The organism is Psychrobacter sp. Sarcosine-3u-12 (genome assembly GCF_002836005.1).
In the GTDB taxonomy this organism is placed as follows: Bacteria; Pseudomonadota; Gammaproteobacteria; order Pseudomonadales; family Moraxellaceae; genus Psychrobacter; species Psychrobacter okhotskensis.
In genome coordinates this window covers 57,579-72,465 of the sequence record NZ_PJBY01000108.1, presented here as the reverse complement: position 1 = coordinate 72,465, position 14,887 = coordinate 57,579, and the positions used below count along the sequence as shown (strand labels likewise).

General features: G+C 43.3%; 13 protein-coding genes. 4 read left to right on the top strand and 9 right to left on the bottom strand.

Annotated features, from left to right (window positions below):
* Positions 1 to 398: 398 nt before the first annotated feature.
* Positions 399 to 1,106 (bottom strand): ZIP family metal transporter, encoded by a 708-nt coding sequence (locus tag CXF65_RS11905; protein WP_025651847.1) that lies wholly within the window; start codon positions 1,104 to 1,106, stop codon positions 399 to 401.
* Between the two features lie 321 nt (positions 1,107 to 1,427).
* Between CXF65_RS11905 and CXF65_RS11900 the strand changes: the two genes are divergently transcribed.
* Positions 1,428 to 1,937 (top strand): hypothetical protein, encoded by a 510-nt coding sequence (locus CXF65_RS11900; RefSeq protein WP_101212184.1) that lies wholly within the window; start codon positions 1,428 to 1,430, stop codon positions 1,935 to 1,937.
* Between the two features lie 231 nt (positions 1,938 to 2,168).
* Here the strand turns inward: CXF65_RS11900 and CXF65_RS11895 are convergent, their stop codons facing one another.
* The 3 genes from CXF65_RS11895 to CXF65_RS11885 form a co-directional block, all read right to left on the bottom strand.
* Complete coding sequence (locus tag CXF65_RS11895) at positions 2,169 to 2,480, bottom strand: NGG1p interacting factor 3 protein, NIF3 (protein WP_025651078.1); 312 nt, start codon at positions 2,478 to 2,480, stop codon at positions 2,169 to 2,171.
* A 69-nt stretch (positions 2,481 to 2,549) separates the two neighbouring features.
* Positions 2,550 to 3,182, bottom strand: coding sequence for a DNA-3-methyladenine glycosylase (locus CXF65_RS11890; protein ID WP_101212183.1), 633 nt, complete (start codon positions 3,180 to 3,182; stop codon positions 2,550 to 2,552).
* A gap of 536 nt (positions 3,183 to 3,718) precedes the next feature.
* Positions 3,719 to 4,654, bottom strand: coding sequence for a LysR family transcriptional regulator (locus tag CXF65_RS11885; protein WP_101212182.1), 936 nt, complete (start codon positions 4,652 to 4,654; stop codon positions 3,719 to 3,721).
* A 98-nt stretch (positions 4,655 to 4,752) separates the two neighbouring features.
* Between CXF65_RS11885 and CXF65_RS11880 the strand changes: the two genes are divergently transcribed.
* The gene (locus tag CXF65_RS11880) at positions 4,753 to 5,187 is read left to right on the top strand and encodes a DMT family transporter (RefSeq protein ID WP_101212181.1); all 435 of its coding nucleotides are present in this window, start codon (positions 4,753 to 4,755) and stop codon (positions 5,185 to 5,187) included.
* Positions 5,188 to 5,195: 8 nt separating this feature from the next.
* On the top strand, positions 5,196 to 5,657 hold the full coding sequence (locus CXF65_RS11875) for a DMT family transporter (protein WP_101212188.1): 462 nt from the start codon (positions 5,196 to 5,198) through the stop codon (positions 5,655 to 5,657).
* Between the two features lie 458 nt (positions 5,658 to 6,115).
* Here CXF65_RS11875 and purC read toward each other — a convergent pair whose 3' ends face one another.
* The 5 genes from purC to CXF65_RS11850 all read right to left on the bottom strand — a co-directional run bounded on the left by purC (position 6,116) and on the right by CXF65_RS11850 (position 11,655).
* Positions 6,116 to 6,829 (bottom strand): phosphoribosylaminoimidazolesuccinocarboxamide synthase, encoded by a 714-nt coding sequence (purC, locus tag CXF65_RS11870; RefSeq protein WP_101212180.1) that lies wholly within the window; start codon positions 6,827 to 6,829, stop codon positions 6,116 to 6,118.
* 140 nt (positions 6,830 to 6,969) lie between these two features.
* A complete protein-coding gene (locus CXF65_RS11865; RefSeq protein ID WP_227502331.1) occupies positions 6,970 to 7,290 on the bottom strand; it encodes a hypothetical protein in 321 nt (106 codons plus the stop codon).
* Positions 7,291 to 7,421: 131 nt separating this feature from the next.
* Positions 7,422 to 8,327: a 4-hydroxy-tetrahydrodipicolinate synthase gene (gene dapA / locus CXF65_RS11860; protein WP_025651084.1), complete on the bottom strand. Its 906-nt coding sequence runs from the start codon at positions 8,325 to 8,327 to the stop codon at positions 7,422 to 7,424.
* A gap of 487 nt (positions 8,328 to 8,814) precedes the next feature.
* On the bottom strand, positions 8,815 to 10,023 hold the full coding sequence (locus CXF65_RS11855) for a hypothetical protein (protein WP_101212179.1): 1,209 nt from the start codon (positions 10,021 to 10,023) through the stop codon (positions 8,815 to 8,817).
* Positions 10,024 to 10,290: 267 nt separating this feature from the next.
* On the bottom strand, positions 10,291 to 11,655 hold the full coding sequence (locus CXF65_RS11850) for a Do family serine endopeptidase (protein ID WP_374189992.1): 1,365 nt from the start codon (positions 11,653 to 11,655) through the stop codon (positions 10,291 to 10,293).
* Between the two features lie 828 nt (positions 11,656 to 12,483).
* Here CXF65_RS11850 and CXF65_RS11845 point away from each other — a divergent pair.
* Positions 12,484 to 14,781, top strand: coding sequence for a cation:proton antiporter (locus CXF65_RS11845; protein ID WP_025651087.1), 2,298 nt, complete (start codon positions 12,484 to 12,486; stop codon positions 14,779 to 14,781).
* Positions 14,782 to 14,887: the final 106 nt, after the last annotated feature.

The window sequence follows — 14,887 nt, the reverse complement described above, 5'->3', positions numbered from 1 at the left end:
AACTCTTAAGCTCTAGACACGATAAAACCGCATAGCAATTGATTGTTATGCGGTTTTATTGTTAACCATCCATGTTACCTATCACGACTGTAATCTATGCATCCTTGCATAACGTTCAGTGTGTTGCGATATCGGGCATCCTGCCCTGTTTACTACCGTTATTAGCATTAATAATGCTACTAGCAAAGGTTATGTATCCTTTCTTCGTTCACTATTATCATCCTGACGCTAGTAAACGAATCATTATCCTTAATGCGGTCAACTCAATCCTTGAGTTACATTCCCTTATGCCGTGTATGTATAATGCCTAATTCTCACTCCGATGTTAAGTCGCGTAAACGTCATTGTGTGTAAGCATATGCTTACACGAGAACCTGATAACGATTTTATTGCTATTTTCAAATCAGCATTTCCCCAAAAATACCGACCAAAAAGCCGAGCGTTGCCCCAAGCGAGGTCAGATAACTCTTATCCAGCTTACTGGCAGGAATGATATCTTGGATAAGTAGATATAAAATACCCCCACTCGCAAAAATCATAAGATGGGCGGTAAGATTAGGATGCTCGCTCAATAAAAAATGCCCGATCAGCGCAGATATAACGCCAAAAAAACTGAGTCCAAAAAAGATGGTCAACGTCCTTTTAACACTAAAACCGCTCTGCACCATATCACGAAAGGCATTGAATGACTCTGGAAGGTTTTGCAGTCCAATAAACAATGCTAATAATAGCGACAGCTGCGGTTCAATCGCGAATACCGCTCCTAGCGCGATGGACTCCGGTACAAAGTCCATCATCATAGCGAGTAAGGTTGCCTGCTGACTATTCGATTCAGCCAGCTTACGATCTAGCAGCATAAACAGGATGGCTCCTGATAAAAATGAGCCTGTGACACCCCAAACACTCAATACCTCCATACCCTTTGGCAATAAAACGAATGCCAATGCCGATAAAATAATACCCGCACCGAACGACATCGAGGTATGAATAAATTCATATTTGACTGGGCTGTCTGTGACATGGTGGTCAAAAACATTGGCCAATAAACCGCCTATAAACACGGTTATACCTGCAAAAGCTGAAAACAAAATAAGCTTGAATAGCATTTATGGTTCCTTTTCATCGCTACCATTCAGAGATATGCTGCTTTGTTAGCTAAGTGATCAATTAAGCGATATATCATTAAACGGGCAATTACAACTTATTAACGCAAATGACACTTAACATCAAGTTTTGTGTCTTATCATAGATAATGTAAGAAAATATTTCTAGCCATCAGATAAATAAGAAAGTCAGTTAGTCATGCAATTATTACTTCTGCATTTATAAAGGCTACCAAGTGACATAGACATCAACCACATGACGCTGTTAGATGTGAAAAGCAATCCGGTAATTATTAATCCAAAAATATCGTAGGAGATTTTATCATGAAGATTTTGCAGCTATTTTCATTGAAGACAGCGATGTCTGCAGGCCTTTCGCTTACCTTGCTAGGCACGATGGTCGGTTGTACCGTCGTTGGTCCAGGCTATGACAATCAGTCCGTCTATCGCGGTGATAAGGGTTACAGCAATGCTAACTATAACCGCGTTAGCCAACAGCTGCGCAACGATTTACGTCGTAAAGGGTATCAGGTCACGAACATCAGATCTGACAGTTATCGCGGTAATCGATTGCTCACAGCCTATGCCAAAAAGAACAATCAAGCCTACGAGCTCAAGTATACCTACCCTGATTTAAGGCTTATCAGTTCAAGCAGGCAAGATTGGTCCAAGAAACGCTATGATGATAAATATGATAATGACCGTGATTATGATGATCGCGACCATAATAAGTATGATTATGACAAAAAGGATAAGCACAACAAGCACGGAAAAGGCAAATATAAAAATAACAACAAGCATAAAAACAAAGGCAAATATAAAAATAACTGGTAATACTGATAAGTCCCCTGTCAATAAGAGTCGTAGACTAATTGGATCTTCACCCTTTTAATCGATAAGTTTTAGATGATATATCGCAGCTGATGAAAAATAATGCCAAACCTGCTTTATAACGTCTCAGAATAAAGTTATGGCATCGTTTACCTATTGATGCCGCGGTCAGATAAGCCAACCCTTGGTTTATCTGACCATTTTTTTGGGCAGGCTTTATTACTTTGCTAGTACTTAAATGTCCATTACCTTTATCACATCATATGCGGGTGTCTCATAAGGATGCGCTTGCTTTAGTGCTTCAATGACTTGAGCAATATTAGCAGTAGCAACCACCATTTCTACTCGCCATTCATCAACTTCTTCTAGTTTATCGTGCGTACCAATATGCGGTGCACTGCCTGCTAGCGGCATAAACTGCCCCACTCCTTGCACTTGCCAGCAGCACTGCTCGTAATCACCAATCGTACCAGCACCTGCTGCAAATAAAGCAGACTTAACTGGTTCTAATGCCGCTTCGGGAATAAAAACCGTCAACTTATACATCGTTCATCTTTTACCTTATAACTTATACCAAGAGAGCCGCTATATTAAAACCAGAAGGCAGCCATCGTTTTATTTTTTTGATAGCGAAGGATGGTCGGTCCAGATATAGCGCAATAGCCAATCTTTGGCATCGCCAGCATAGTCAATGCCGATACGAGGACGCAGAGATATCGGTGGCTGACAGCCATCATCTTCGATCCAAACGGCTGACTCTGCACTAATAGGTTTACCATTCAATTCACGGTCAATTTGTAAGCGCTTCGTCAGCTTACCAGGACCTGCCAGCTGCGTTGGATAAGTAAGTTGCTTATCTGCGCTTAGCCATTGCTCATCGATCAGGTGGTCACTGTCATCGGTCAAAAATCCAGCCCGTATTAATACCGACTCAGGCGACTCTAGAGGGCCGCTAATCAAATTTAGCATATGATGCACACCGTATGTCAAATAGACATAAAACACACCGCCTTGCTCATACATAATCTCTGTGCGCGCCGTTCGAGTACCTGCATGTGAATGGCAGGCGGGGTCATCTTGACCAATATAGGCTTCTGTCTCAGAAATACGCATACGTAGCGTTTTTTGCTGTCCATCACTATCGTTTAGCTTTCGACATAAGACTTTACCAATCAGGTCAGCAGCGACCACACAGGTCGGACGAGTGAACCAGTCAGGCTCCAAAACGGTTGATGAGGCAGTAGACATTAGCGAAACCTTTTCTTATTTTTATGGTTTAATTGATATGAGTAAGCACTAACAAATTAGCATAAAAGTAAGACAAGGTATCGAGGACAGTGTTGACGCTATGTTTGATTTTTTATACGAGTTAAGCTACAGGTTTGTGCCTAAAGAGATAATATTCATGGTGTGTGGTAGCCATCCATAATGATGGTTAGAGAGGATTTTATCACTGAACATTGTTAGGGCGTGTCCTCAATTCAACCGACAACTACCTAAATGGGATAAAAGTGATTAAATCTTGCAGTCTGTTTTGAGTGGTTCCATTACAGCGGTCTGTTTTGAGTGGTCTATTAATTGATTAGTGACCCTAATTAGTTGGTTCCCTTGGGTATACCCAAAACAGAGCAGACCCTAGTCTGGTACTTAAAAAACATCCTAATTTTTTTAAACAGTGAATAACTTCAGTTAGAAACGCTCTTAAACAAGCGTATTAATTTCTTCCTACCCCACCTTTTTCTCATGAAATGTAGGAATAATTACTGTAGTTAAATTATGCATCGTTAATTAAGTTGCCAATAAAGAGGAGTACCATAAGTCTCAGCAAAATAATCAATTAATGTTCTTACATTTAGAGAAACATGAGGAGTGTTAGGATAAATAGCCGCGACATGCTGGGGTGTGGTTTTGACTGCCGTATCATAATCAGGTAATAGCTTAATGAGTTCGCCGCCCTTTAAATACTCACCGATCAGCCAATCTGGGAAAAGCACAATTCCCATACCTTTGAGTGCTGATACCAATAAAGATTCCGCATTATTAGATACTAATAAAGCAGGCGCTAAGAATGGCGTCCAATCTTCATTTCCTGTTTTAAAAAGCCAACGATTGGGTCCTGTCGAGCCTTTGTATACTAGGCATTTATGATGCATCAAATCTGCTGGCGCTTGTAGTTCACCGGCTGTCTGTATGTACGCTGGAGAAGCGACAAGATGATAAGTTTGCTCACCAAAGACACGCGCATGAAAAGCGGAGTCATGTAAGGTGCCAATTCTAAAAATAACGTCAGTTGCATAATGATGAGGATCAATAAAGTCATCCGTTAACGTCAAATCTATCTGTAATTTAGGATGCTGAGCACTAAGCTGTGGCAACCAAGGTGCGATATGTCGTTGTCCAAAAAATACGGGAGCATTAATTCTGATTAAGCCGCCCGGCTCTAAGGTTCTGTCTTGAAGCTCTTGCTGTGCCGCACTCATGCTTTCAGTCATGGATTTTGCATAGCGCAGAAACACATGCCCCGCTTCAGTCGGAATGACGGCACGTGTATTGCGATAAAAAAGCTGTTGCCCTAAAGAGTCTTCTAGCTGTTTGATAATACGAGACACTTTAGAAGCTGACACGCCTTCTTTTCGAGCCACTACAGAAAAGCTTTGAGCATTAAAGACGTCTATAAAAAATAGTAAGGTCTTTATATTAATGGTATCTATCGTCTTCATTTGTGCAACTTATGCAAAGGTCATTTCTATATTATAGCGTTTTTTAATGGGTATAGGCTGCGGTACACTACGCCGCATCACTCATTAAGGATTGCTATATGCAAATTTTATTAATACTCATTGTTGTTTTAGGCGGCATGGGGTTGTCGGTTGAAGCGGGATTGCTTGGACCCTTAGGAAGTGAGGTAGGCGAGCTGTGGGCAACGTTGAGTATTTTTGGTGTGGGCGCTGCTCTGACATTCTTTTTGATGTTGTTTTTTAGTCCGCGCGAGAGTCCTTCGTTTTTTTCACAGCCACCACTACTGCTGATTGGCGGTATTTTAGGGCCTGTTTATGTGGTGGTATTAACCGTGGTAACGCCCGTCATTGGCATTGCGCTGACGATGATTGGCATACTGGCTGGGCAAGTGTTTCAGAGTTTAATCATAGATCATTATGGCTTATTCGAAACTATGGAGCGAAAAATAGATATTAAGCGAATTATCGCTTTATTTTTCATTATTGCTGCACTTATTTTTATGGCAAGAGGATAATCCAGATGATGCTTATTTTAATGATTATATTGGCCGTAATTGGCGGCGCGGCTTTGAGTGTTCAAGCGGCATTAAATGGTCGCCTTGGCGGCAATGTCGGCGTATTTAAAAGTGCTTTTTTAACCTTTTCTGTGGGTGCAGTAGTAACCACCTTGCTCATTTTCTTTTTTGAGCCCAGTCATACTGTGACTTTGATGGATGTGCCGAAGTGGCAACTACTTGGCGCTTTGTGCGGTGTACCTTACATCGTCATTATGGTGGTTGCAGTCCAGCGTATTGGTACGGCTGTGGCAACGGTAGCGGTTATTTTTGGTCAGCTGAGCATGAGCGTACTGATCGATAACTTTGGCTGGTTGGGTAACGAGGCAATTAGCCTTTCAGTCAGTAGAATGGCGGCATTGGTTTGCTTAGCTATTGCGCTTTATTTTATTTATGCGAGTAGTAAGTCTGAGCCTAAACAGGCTCAGTAGCTCATACCTACTGATCGTTATTAACCATACTTTCTTAGGTCATAGCTACTATGATGTAGAGGTAGTATTGCCAAAATTTTGCAGAATGATATTCGCACACTGTTCATGTGTTTCCATTGGCAGAGTGAGCTACGCTGAAGAAATTTTAGAAACTAACATCAGAGATTTTAATCAGACAGGTAGATCATAATGACCCATGCTGTCGATTTGATAGTCATTATGATCATATCTAACATTAGCAGTTTGATACCTGTGTAGCGCATCAATCACGATAGAATATGTATGGTAAGTACACACCATGAGGTACACTGTGGCTATCTCAGCGTGTCAAAACGTTGATACCATCAGCCCACAGCCGAAGGTTTAAGTCCTCACTAGGGTACCAACATTAATATAATGACATAAAAAAACTGAGCACATGTCTCAGTCTTTTATTTTATATTGTGACTATTGATAGCTTAGTTTAATGGTACACCGATACGGTCAGCCACTTCTTCATAAGCTTCAATCACATCACCTAATGACTGACGGAAACGGTCTTTATCAAGTTTTTTCTTAGTATTCTTATCCCAGATACGGCAACCATCTGGTGAGAACTCATCACCTAATACGATACGGTCATGGAATACGCCAAACTCTAGTTTAAAATCAACTAGGATTAAGTCACCAGCATCAAACAGTTCTTTTAAGACGTCATTGACTTGATAAGTCAGCTCTTCCATTTTAGCCAATTGTTCTTTGGTCGCCCAGCCAAGAGATACAGAGAGCGACTCATTGACCATCGGATCACCTAGCGCATCGTCTTTATAAAACAGCTCATATGTTGGCGGCGTCAATGCCTGCCCTTCTTCTAAGCCCAAACGACGTACCAAACTACCAGCGGCAAAGTTACGCACCACGCACTCTACAGGAATCATATCCAAGCGCTTGACCAATACTTCGTCTTCAGATAGCTGCTTTTCAAAATGTGTTTCAATACCAGCGTCAGCCAATTTTTGCATAATAAAAGCATTAAAGCGGTTATTAACCACGCCCTTACGTGCTAACTGTTCGATACGCTTACCATCGAGCGCCGAGGTGTCATCACGGAAGTGTAAAATCAAAAGATCGTTGTCTTCTGTTTCATAGACAGATTTGGCTTTGCCTTTATATAGCAGTTGTTGCTTTTGCATTATGGAGTTCCTGTTCGTTCAAGCTTATGTGGTAAAAACGCGCAGCGACCGCTGGACTCTGTACGACGTCATTCATTAATCTATTAGATCATGAATAACCATAGTAAAAAGTCAGCGGTATAAATAGGGAAACACAGTTTTTAGTTTGATGACTCGCTCACGGCAACAGCGCGTTGCGGCTTAGGTAATTGATACTGCTTACCCGCTTCGTTCTGTAAGGTGAGTGTATTGGCACCTGCATTTGGGGTGGCGTATAACGGTACAAAAGGTGCTGGCTCCTGAGCAACCGGTAGCTCTAGAGGCGCAAGCTTTTTGCTTTCTTGATATTCTAAGCTGCCATTATCGCGCTTACCAAGAAAACCTTTGGTCATTTGACAGCCACTTAATACTAAGGTGCTACCCAATATCAAAACCATCATAGCAGGAAATGTTTTGGTAGGGCTTGATGATACTTTCATCATATTATCTCTCTGAGTTAGCAATTTTTGCTTATTTGGGCGACTGACTTATCGTTACCGTTAAGTGCCTCACTAAGCCCTAAATCATTAATAATAATGTAGGGCTTAGTGTTTAACCATTCAATCGTCAATACTTATCGTAAATTCGCACGAACCAACGCTTCATCAATGGTGGCATGATGTTGTTCTGCCAACCATACCAACGGCAGACGAATACCAGTATCTATCATACCCATCTTATGTAACGCATATTTTGCTGGAATGGGACTAGATTCAATAAACAAATCACGGTGTAAGTGTTTAATCACATCATGCGCTTTATTGGCGGTATCAAGGTCGCCGCGTAGCGCTGCCGAAAACGTTTCGCTCATCGCTTTTGGCGCGACGTTAGCCGTTACCGAAATATTACCTTTGGCACCCATCTGCATCAAATCAAGCGCCGTACCATCATCGCCAGATAGCACAACGATACGGTCGCCAACCGCTTTAATCAACTGCTCACCACGAGCAACTGAGCCGGTCGCGTCTTTAATCGCCACGATATTATCGATATCAGCCAAACGCTCAACCGTATTCTGCGCGATATCAACTACAGTACGCCCTGGTACGTTATAGAGCATCTGCGGGATCTTTACGGCTTGGGCAATCGCTTTATAATGCTGATACAAGCCTTCTTGTGGCGGCTTATTGTAGTAAGGAGCGACCAATAATGCACAGTCTGCACCAGCATCTGCCGCATCTTGGGTGAGCTTGATGGCTTCAGTCGTATTATTCGCGCCTGTACCCGCTATCACTGGTACACGGCCTTTGACGTGCTGCACAAAGTAGCGAATCACATCGCTATGCTCTTGCATCGACAAAGTCGCTGATTCACCAGTGGTGCCCACGGCAACGAGGCAATGGGTGCCCTGCTCGATCTGCCAGTCTATGAGGTCGGCCAGACGTTTATAATCGACCGTGCCGTCAGGATGCATGGGCGTTACCAAGGCCACCATAGAGCCTTGTAGTCGGGTTTTGATCTCGTCGTATGCTGTGCTCATAACTGTGCCTTACTGTTGTATTGTCCTAGCTTTATTCAAGCTGTCACATGATCCATCGTTTGCAATCGCCAATGTCTATTTTTACATTAATAACCAGATCAATGGTAGCTATTGCATGATGTTCATACTGGGCGTTTATATACAGATGATAGTGACATTCTCATTATAGAATCATGTGTATATCTATCCGCATGGACATTATTTTTGTCCATTGCCGATGCTGTCTATCAATCATAATAAAAACGCCTACTAGTGTAGCATATTTTGATTTAACCGCTATCAGTCAATTAATGCTCAGTCCAGATATACCCTATCTATTTGCGCGCTATTCCAAGCGCTGCTTAGCGCTAATGTTATGCAACATAGACACAAGGGCGGCTGCTTATAGACCTTATTATTTAAGGCTTACTGTTTAGGGCTTATTGAACATTGATAAACAGTTAGTTTAGCGTAATTATGCAAGCGGGATAAATGCTTTTGAATTATTTTAACGAATCGTCAACACATCGATGGTCGGACGATACCAGCGAAAAGGTAACCCTCGGGTGCCCACTCCACTACTGACAAATATCTGCGCGCTACCATGCTGGTATAGGCCGCGCTGCTTACCCATGCGACTGTTATCCAACAATGACGACTGCTTACCTATACGACGAATGTCTTGCTTTTTTTGCGCCGTTAATATGTTTTTCTGTATTGCTTTGGCCGCACCGGTAATCAATAAAGGTCGGGGCTGCAGCGATTTTGGTAAGTCGCTAATACTATCAAATCGTGACGCAAGAATAATGACAGGTTTAGTTGCCTGCTCAATTTCAGCACTCAGCACAGCTTTATTAGGCACATTCAAAGTGTCGTCATCGTTCAATTGTTTCGGGATATCTTGCCAGCCGCAAAGTATGGCCACGACTGGATTGTCCTTTAGATATTTTTGCGTGCTGGTATCTGGATGGCCTTTTATATAACTTGCTTGATTTGCTATCAATCGACCGTTGCCAGTTCGAGCACATTTAAGCGGCAACGACGTACATTGCTGCCCGATATAGTTGATATCCAGTACGTCAAAAGCATTGGCCAAGGTGTCTTCTAACAATGGCTGACCTTGCTTGGTAGTATTGATCGACTGATAACGCAAATCCGAGGTACTCATGACCGTATAAACGGGCTTATTTACCCCTTTAAATAGCATCAACTGCCCGACCAAATCGGCGCTTGGATAATAGAGCCAATCACCTGTGATCAATACCGCATCTGCTGACAAGGCATTGATGGTAGCGACCAGCTTGCTGATATGACGCGGCTTGCCACTATATAAACCAATGCGCAAATCGGCTAATACCGCCACCGTAAGCGGAGTTGTTAAGCCCAAATCAACAGCATGATGCTGCAAACGCAAACGATTGGGCTGCACAACCACCGTATAAAAATACAGACCCATGGCAATGACAGCCATCAACACGGCATTCGGTGACAATTGTGCCAGCATGGGTGTCACTTGTTGTACTCGCCCAATAATCAATAACAGTGCCCAAAAAGGCATGGTATAGGCAGCGTAATATAGCAACAACTTTGACCAAATACGCCAAAAGCGTTTTGTGGGATTGGCATTGAATGTCTGTAATCCTGACCACAATATGATATACGCTAGCAAGGCTGCTGCTATAGTGATGCTAAGCGTATAAAAAGCGTGGTCAGTCATAATTACCTAGCTATATATAAAGGTATGAATAGTCGTTTGTGCCGTTGGGCGCGCAATCAAATCAATGTTGGTCAATCAAACCAATGTCCAAATTAACGTCCAAATTAATGTGACTTGCTCACCGTTAAATTGAGCAACAGCAACTCATCAAAACCAATCGATAAAAAAATCAGCCATTATAGAGGTCGAGCTCTATGATAGACAAGTATAATTATCAATGCTTATCGAGATACGTCATTTAAGCATAGTCGATTGACTATATGATAACTATTCAATACGCAGGCCAATAATACCAGGGATGCCTTGGCGCATGACTTCAATCGTTACCACACCCTTTTTGGGAAGTGAGGAGATAGCACTAGAAAAATCAGTGACCTTGGCAATAGGCTTTTGGTGAAAATTAGTAATAATATCTCCCGCCAAAATGCCCGAGCGCGCGGCTAAGCCTGTCGGGTCAACGGTCGTGACCAATATCCCTGTTTTATTGTCCACCGCCAGCTCTGCTTGCTCATCTGGGGTCAAATTGCGCAGACGTAAGCCTAATTGCACCTCATCATCTTGCTGCGAGCCGCTTTGTGCCCTGACATCATTTGGCGCATAAGTGAGCTTGCCTTTTACGAGCATTTGCTTGCCATCACGCTGAATCTGGGCGCTGAACGGATCATTGGGTCGCGCTCGATTGATCAGGTTCAATAAATCTGCAGCACGCATAATCTGCACATTATTGTATTGCAAAATGATGTCGCCTGCTTGTAGACCTGATTTTTGGGCGGGCGAGTCTGGTGAGACGCGGGTAAGTAGTGCGCCCTGTGGACGCGCTAAATTATACGCTTCCGCTAAATTACGATCGATGTCTTGAGGATAAATCCCCATATAGGCACGTGCGACTTCGCCATTGGTTTTGAGCTGCTCGTAGATATCCATCGCCGCATCAATAGGAATTGAGAACGACAAGCCCATATAACCGCCCGTACCACTAAAGATACGTGAGTTGATACCGATGACTTCGCCGCGCTGATTAAATAATGGCCCGCCTGAGTTACCCGGATTTAATGCCACATCAGTTTGGATAAAGGGCACGCTGGTCTCACGTGAAAAGCTGCGCGACTTGGCACTGACGATACCTGCGGATGCCGAATAATCAAAACCAAAGGGCGACCCTATCGCCAATACCGGCTCACCTACCTTTAGACTGTCTGAATCACCAATCGGTAAGGCTGGGAACTGATTGCCTGTGACTTTGAGCACCGCCACATCTGAGCGCTCATCGCTACCCACCAAGGTCACATCCAGCTCTGTTCTGTCATTAAGGGTCACGGTGATTTTGTCTGCACCAGCAACCACATGGTGATTGGTCAACATATAACCATCGGTGGTGACAAAAAAAGCGGTGCCATAAGCGTGTTCAATCGCAGGCGTCGCTGCTTGATCCGGAATACGTAAGCGATCTCCGAAGAACTGACGTAACAGCTCGGCGGTTTGTGCTTTGGCAAGCTCATCTTCACTGACCGTTTTGGTGACATTGACTCGTGCCACCGCTGGCGTCACTTGCTGTACTAAGTCAGAGAAGTCAGCAGTGGTGACCGCTGCTTGTACCTGAGACATAGTGGCTACATTAATACCTGTCGCCATTACCGTGCCGATAGCCAGTGCCAAAGTACTGCGTTGTAACCAACGCTGCATACGAATAGTAGATTGTGCTTGAAACATATTGATAGGCATATTGTCTCCATATGAGTGATTATTATTGTTAGCAACAATATTATCGCTATTATCGCCATAATAGATATAGCCAAATCCATATAAACCCGCTACATCGTCATCCTCGTTAACCATACTAAGGTATAGCCTGCATTCAGCTCCCTTATATCAAGGTTATTTGAATTCAACGATAGCAAGCTTGTCTAAATTTATAGGAATAGTCCTGACTGCTGGTCAGTTTACTACTTGTCTGCGAGTTTATGTAGTAGCGCCTGACCATGATGGCAAATATAAGCCGTTTTAATATGACGTCATACTATCTTCTCATTTTTTGTAATCTTTGATATTGATATTGATATTGATATTAATAGTGCCGTTACCTACTCGTGTGTCAGCGCAGAACGATGGCGCGTGGCTATCACGGCAGACAGACCCTTGACATATATAAAATAAAATCATGATATGATAACAAACCTAATAAATTATTTAGCAAACAATAGTCAGTTATAATAAGGTGTTATTTACAGAACGCCAAGCAATTTGGCTTTTATCGCCTTTATTTTCCATCTTTTGTGTTTCTAGCATTGGTGTATTTAGCTTGAGACACTTTTGTCTTTGTTACTATATAGTATATATATCATCCATGATTCATGATGGCTATGGTTATTATTAATTTGCCGTTACAAAAGGTTTTTGACGGCTAACGATGACCTATTTTAATAGCTATACAGCATCACAAGATTATAAAAGGATTAATTTATGGATACCGCCCTATTATTATCCGGCGTGGTTGGGATTGGCATTGCCGCCCAATGGTTGGCTTGGTATTTAAAGCAACCATCCATTTTATTTTTATTACTTATTGGTATTATCGTTGGCCCAGTGCTCGGCGTATTCGACCCTGACTTGGTGTTGGGCGAGCTGATGTTCCCGTTTATCTCTTTGGGGGTGGCGATTATTTTATTCGAAGGCTCGCTAACGCTAGAGTTCGATGAAATCAAACAACACGGCTCGGTCGTGCAGATGCTGGTATCGGTCGGGGTACTGATCACCATTGCTATCGTGGCGCTGTCGACTTATCTATTGTTCGATGTCGATCCACTGATTGCGTTGCTGTTCGGTGCACTGGTCTGTGTGACGGGGCCAACGGTAATTATGCCGCTACTGCGTAGTGTGCGACCCAACAAGACCATCTCCAATATCCTGAAATGGGAAGGCATTATCATCGACCCCATCGGTGCTATCGCCGTGGTATTGGTCTACGAGTATATTATCTCAGGTGGCGAAGCCAGTAGTATCTTACTGTTTGCCAAAATCGTGGTACTTGCAACCGCGCTAGGTATGGCGGGTGCTTGGGTACTGGCGTTCCTCATGCGTCGGCATATGATTCCTGAGTTTTTGCGCAATGTCTTTACCCTTGCCTTTGTTTTGGTATTATTTTCAGTCTCAAACCATTTAGAGCATGAGTCGGGTCTACTGACCGTCACCGTATTAGGCGTTGCCCTCGCCAACTGGCCAAAATTCCCGCGCGATACGATTTTGGAGTTTAATGAATCGTTAACCATTTTATTAGTTTCAGTATTATTTATCATTCTTGCGGCTCGTGTTGAGCTTGAAAGTCTACTGCAGGTTGGTTTTGCGGGTCTAGTATTACTGGCTATCGTGATGTTCATCGCGCGTCCATTATCAGTATGGGCCTCTTCCATTGGCTCTAACTTAAAGACCAATGAAAAGTTAATGATTAGCTGGATTGGACCACGCGGTATCGTCGCTGCCGCTATCTCATCTCTGTTTGCGATTCGCTTGCAAGAATATGATATCCAAGGCGTTGAACTGCTAGTGCCATTGGTATTTTTGGTCATTATTGGTACGGTCATGATTCAGGGCTTGGGCGCAAAAATGGTAGGTAACCTGCTTGGTGTCCGTGAGCCTGAGACCAACGGTATCCTGATCGTCGGCTCCAACCCAATTGCCCTGCTCGTCGCCACCTCATTAAAAGAGCAAGGCTTCGATGTCATCGTCGCTCATAACAACTATACCAACATCGCGCGCGCGCGTATGAGTGGTCTGCGCACCTATTTTGGCAACCCCATCTCTGATCACGCCGACCATCATCTTGACCTCATTGGTATTGGTCATTTATTTGCCATGAGTATGGATAAAGAGATGAATACCTTGTCTGAGATTCATTACCGTCATGAGTTCGGTGAACGTAAGCTTTATCGCCTCAAGTTCAGCGACGAAAAAGTTAAAAGTGAGCGCGACGATAAGCAAGGTAACTTCCATTCACAGTGGCTGTTTGGCAAAGATGTCACCTACACCAAGCTTGCCAGTATGCTGTCCAGAAAAGCCCGTATTAAAATCACCAATATTACGGACAGCTATAGCTTTGAGCAGTATAAAGCTGACAATAAGCAATTCGTGCCGCTCTATACGCTAGACAAAGAAGGCAAGCTGCACGTCATCACGGACAAATTCGAAGGATCAGTACCGCGCGATCGCAAGCTGATTTCTTTGGTCGTTGATGATGAGGTACAGCCAAAGCCAGTAGACGTCACGCCAAAGCAAGAGCAAGCACGCGCTGCTGCAGATGCCAGCTTTGAAGCCAACTCTAAAGCGCCTGAAAAGCGTAAAGAAAAAGAGATGGTGGAAGAGATCGCTGATACGCCAGAACAAGAGCTAGCCGTCGCGACTGATAAAGACAGTGACAAGAGTGCCTCTAACAGCACTAATAATGCCAGTATCAAAGCGGCGGCAGCAAAGAGTGATGCTGTAAAGGAAACCACAAAGGCTGAAACCAATGAAAATCAGGACATAGAAGCTAAAGAGTCTTTTAACAGCCCCTCTAATAAAGGCGTGATGTCTGATAATTCAACGGCAACATCCAAGACTGCTAAGCCGACTACTAGCAATAGTGGTACAAACGGTAATGGTAATGCGCCGAAGATGAAAAGTGGTGCGCTCGACCCTAATCGCCTACCTGACTCAGATCATGACAATACCAATAGTGATGCGAAGATAAAGGATGCGGCAAAAAAGGCTGCGGATAAACCATAACGCTATTGTCTGAAAAGCTAACGAGCAAATAAAAAGCCCTCATAATGATTATGAGGGCTTTTTTATAGGGTGCTATTTGACGATGTTTGGCAAGATTTAGCCATTT

Excerpts from the sequence above, each read along its gene's own strand:
- CXF65_RS11905 (WP_025651847.1), bottom strand. The coding sequence starts at position 1,106 with ATGCTATTCAAGCTTATTTTGTTTTCAGCTTTTGCAGGTATAACCGTG.
- CXF65_RS11900 (WP_101212184.1), top strand. The coding sequence starts at position 1,428 with ATGAAGATTTTGCAGCTATTTTCATTGAAGACAGCGATGTCTGCAGGC.
- CXF65_RS11895 (WP_025651078.1), bottom strand. The coding sequence starts at position 2,480 with ATGTATAAGTTGACGGTTTTTATTCCCGAAGCGGCATTAGAACCAGTT.
- CXF65_RS11890 (WP_101212183.1), bottom strand. The coding sequence starts at position 3,182 with ATGTCTACTGCCTCATCAACCGTTTTGGAGCCTGACTGGTTCACTCGT.
- CXF65_RS11885 (WP_101212182.1), bottom strand. The coding sequence starts at position 4,654 with ATGAAGACGATAGATACCATTAATATAAAGACCTTACTATTTTTTATA.
- CXF65_RS11880 (WP_101212181.1), top strand. The coding sequence starts at position 4,753 with ATGCAAATTTTATTAATACTCATTGTTGTTTTAGGCGGCATGGGGTTG.
- CXF65_RS11875 (WP_101212188.1), top strand. The coding sequence starts at position 5,196 with ATGCTTATTTTAATGATTATATTGGCCGTAATTGGCGGCGCGGCTTTG.
- purC (WP_101212180.1), bottom strand. The coding sequence starts at position 6,829 with ATGCAAAAGCAACAACTGCTATATAAAGGCAAAGCCAAATCTGTCTAT.
- CXF65_RS11865 (WP_227502331.1), bottom strand. The coding sequence starts at position 7,290 with ATGATGAAAGTATCATCAAGCCCTACCAAAACATTTCCTGCTATGATG.
- dapA (WP_025651084.1), bottom strand. The coding sequence starts at position 8,327 with ATGAGCACAGCATACGACGAGATCAAAACCCGACTACAAGGCTCTATG.
- CXF65_RS11855 (WP_101212179.1), bottom strand. The coding sequence starts at position 10,023 with ATGACTGACCACGCTTTTTATACGCTTAGCATCACTATAGCAGCAGCC.
- CXF65_RS11850 (WP_374189992.1), bottom strand. The coding sequence starts at position 11,655 with ATGGCGACAGGTATTAATGTAGCCACTATGTCTCAGGTACAAGCAGCG.
- CXF65_RS11845 (WP_025651087.1), top strand. The coding sequence starts at position 12,484 with ATGGATACCGCCCTATTATTATCCGGCGTGGTTGGGATTGGCATTGCC.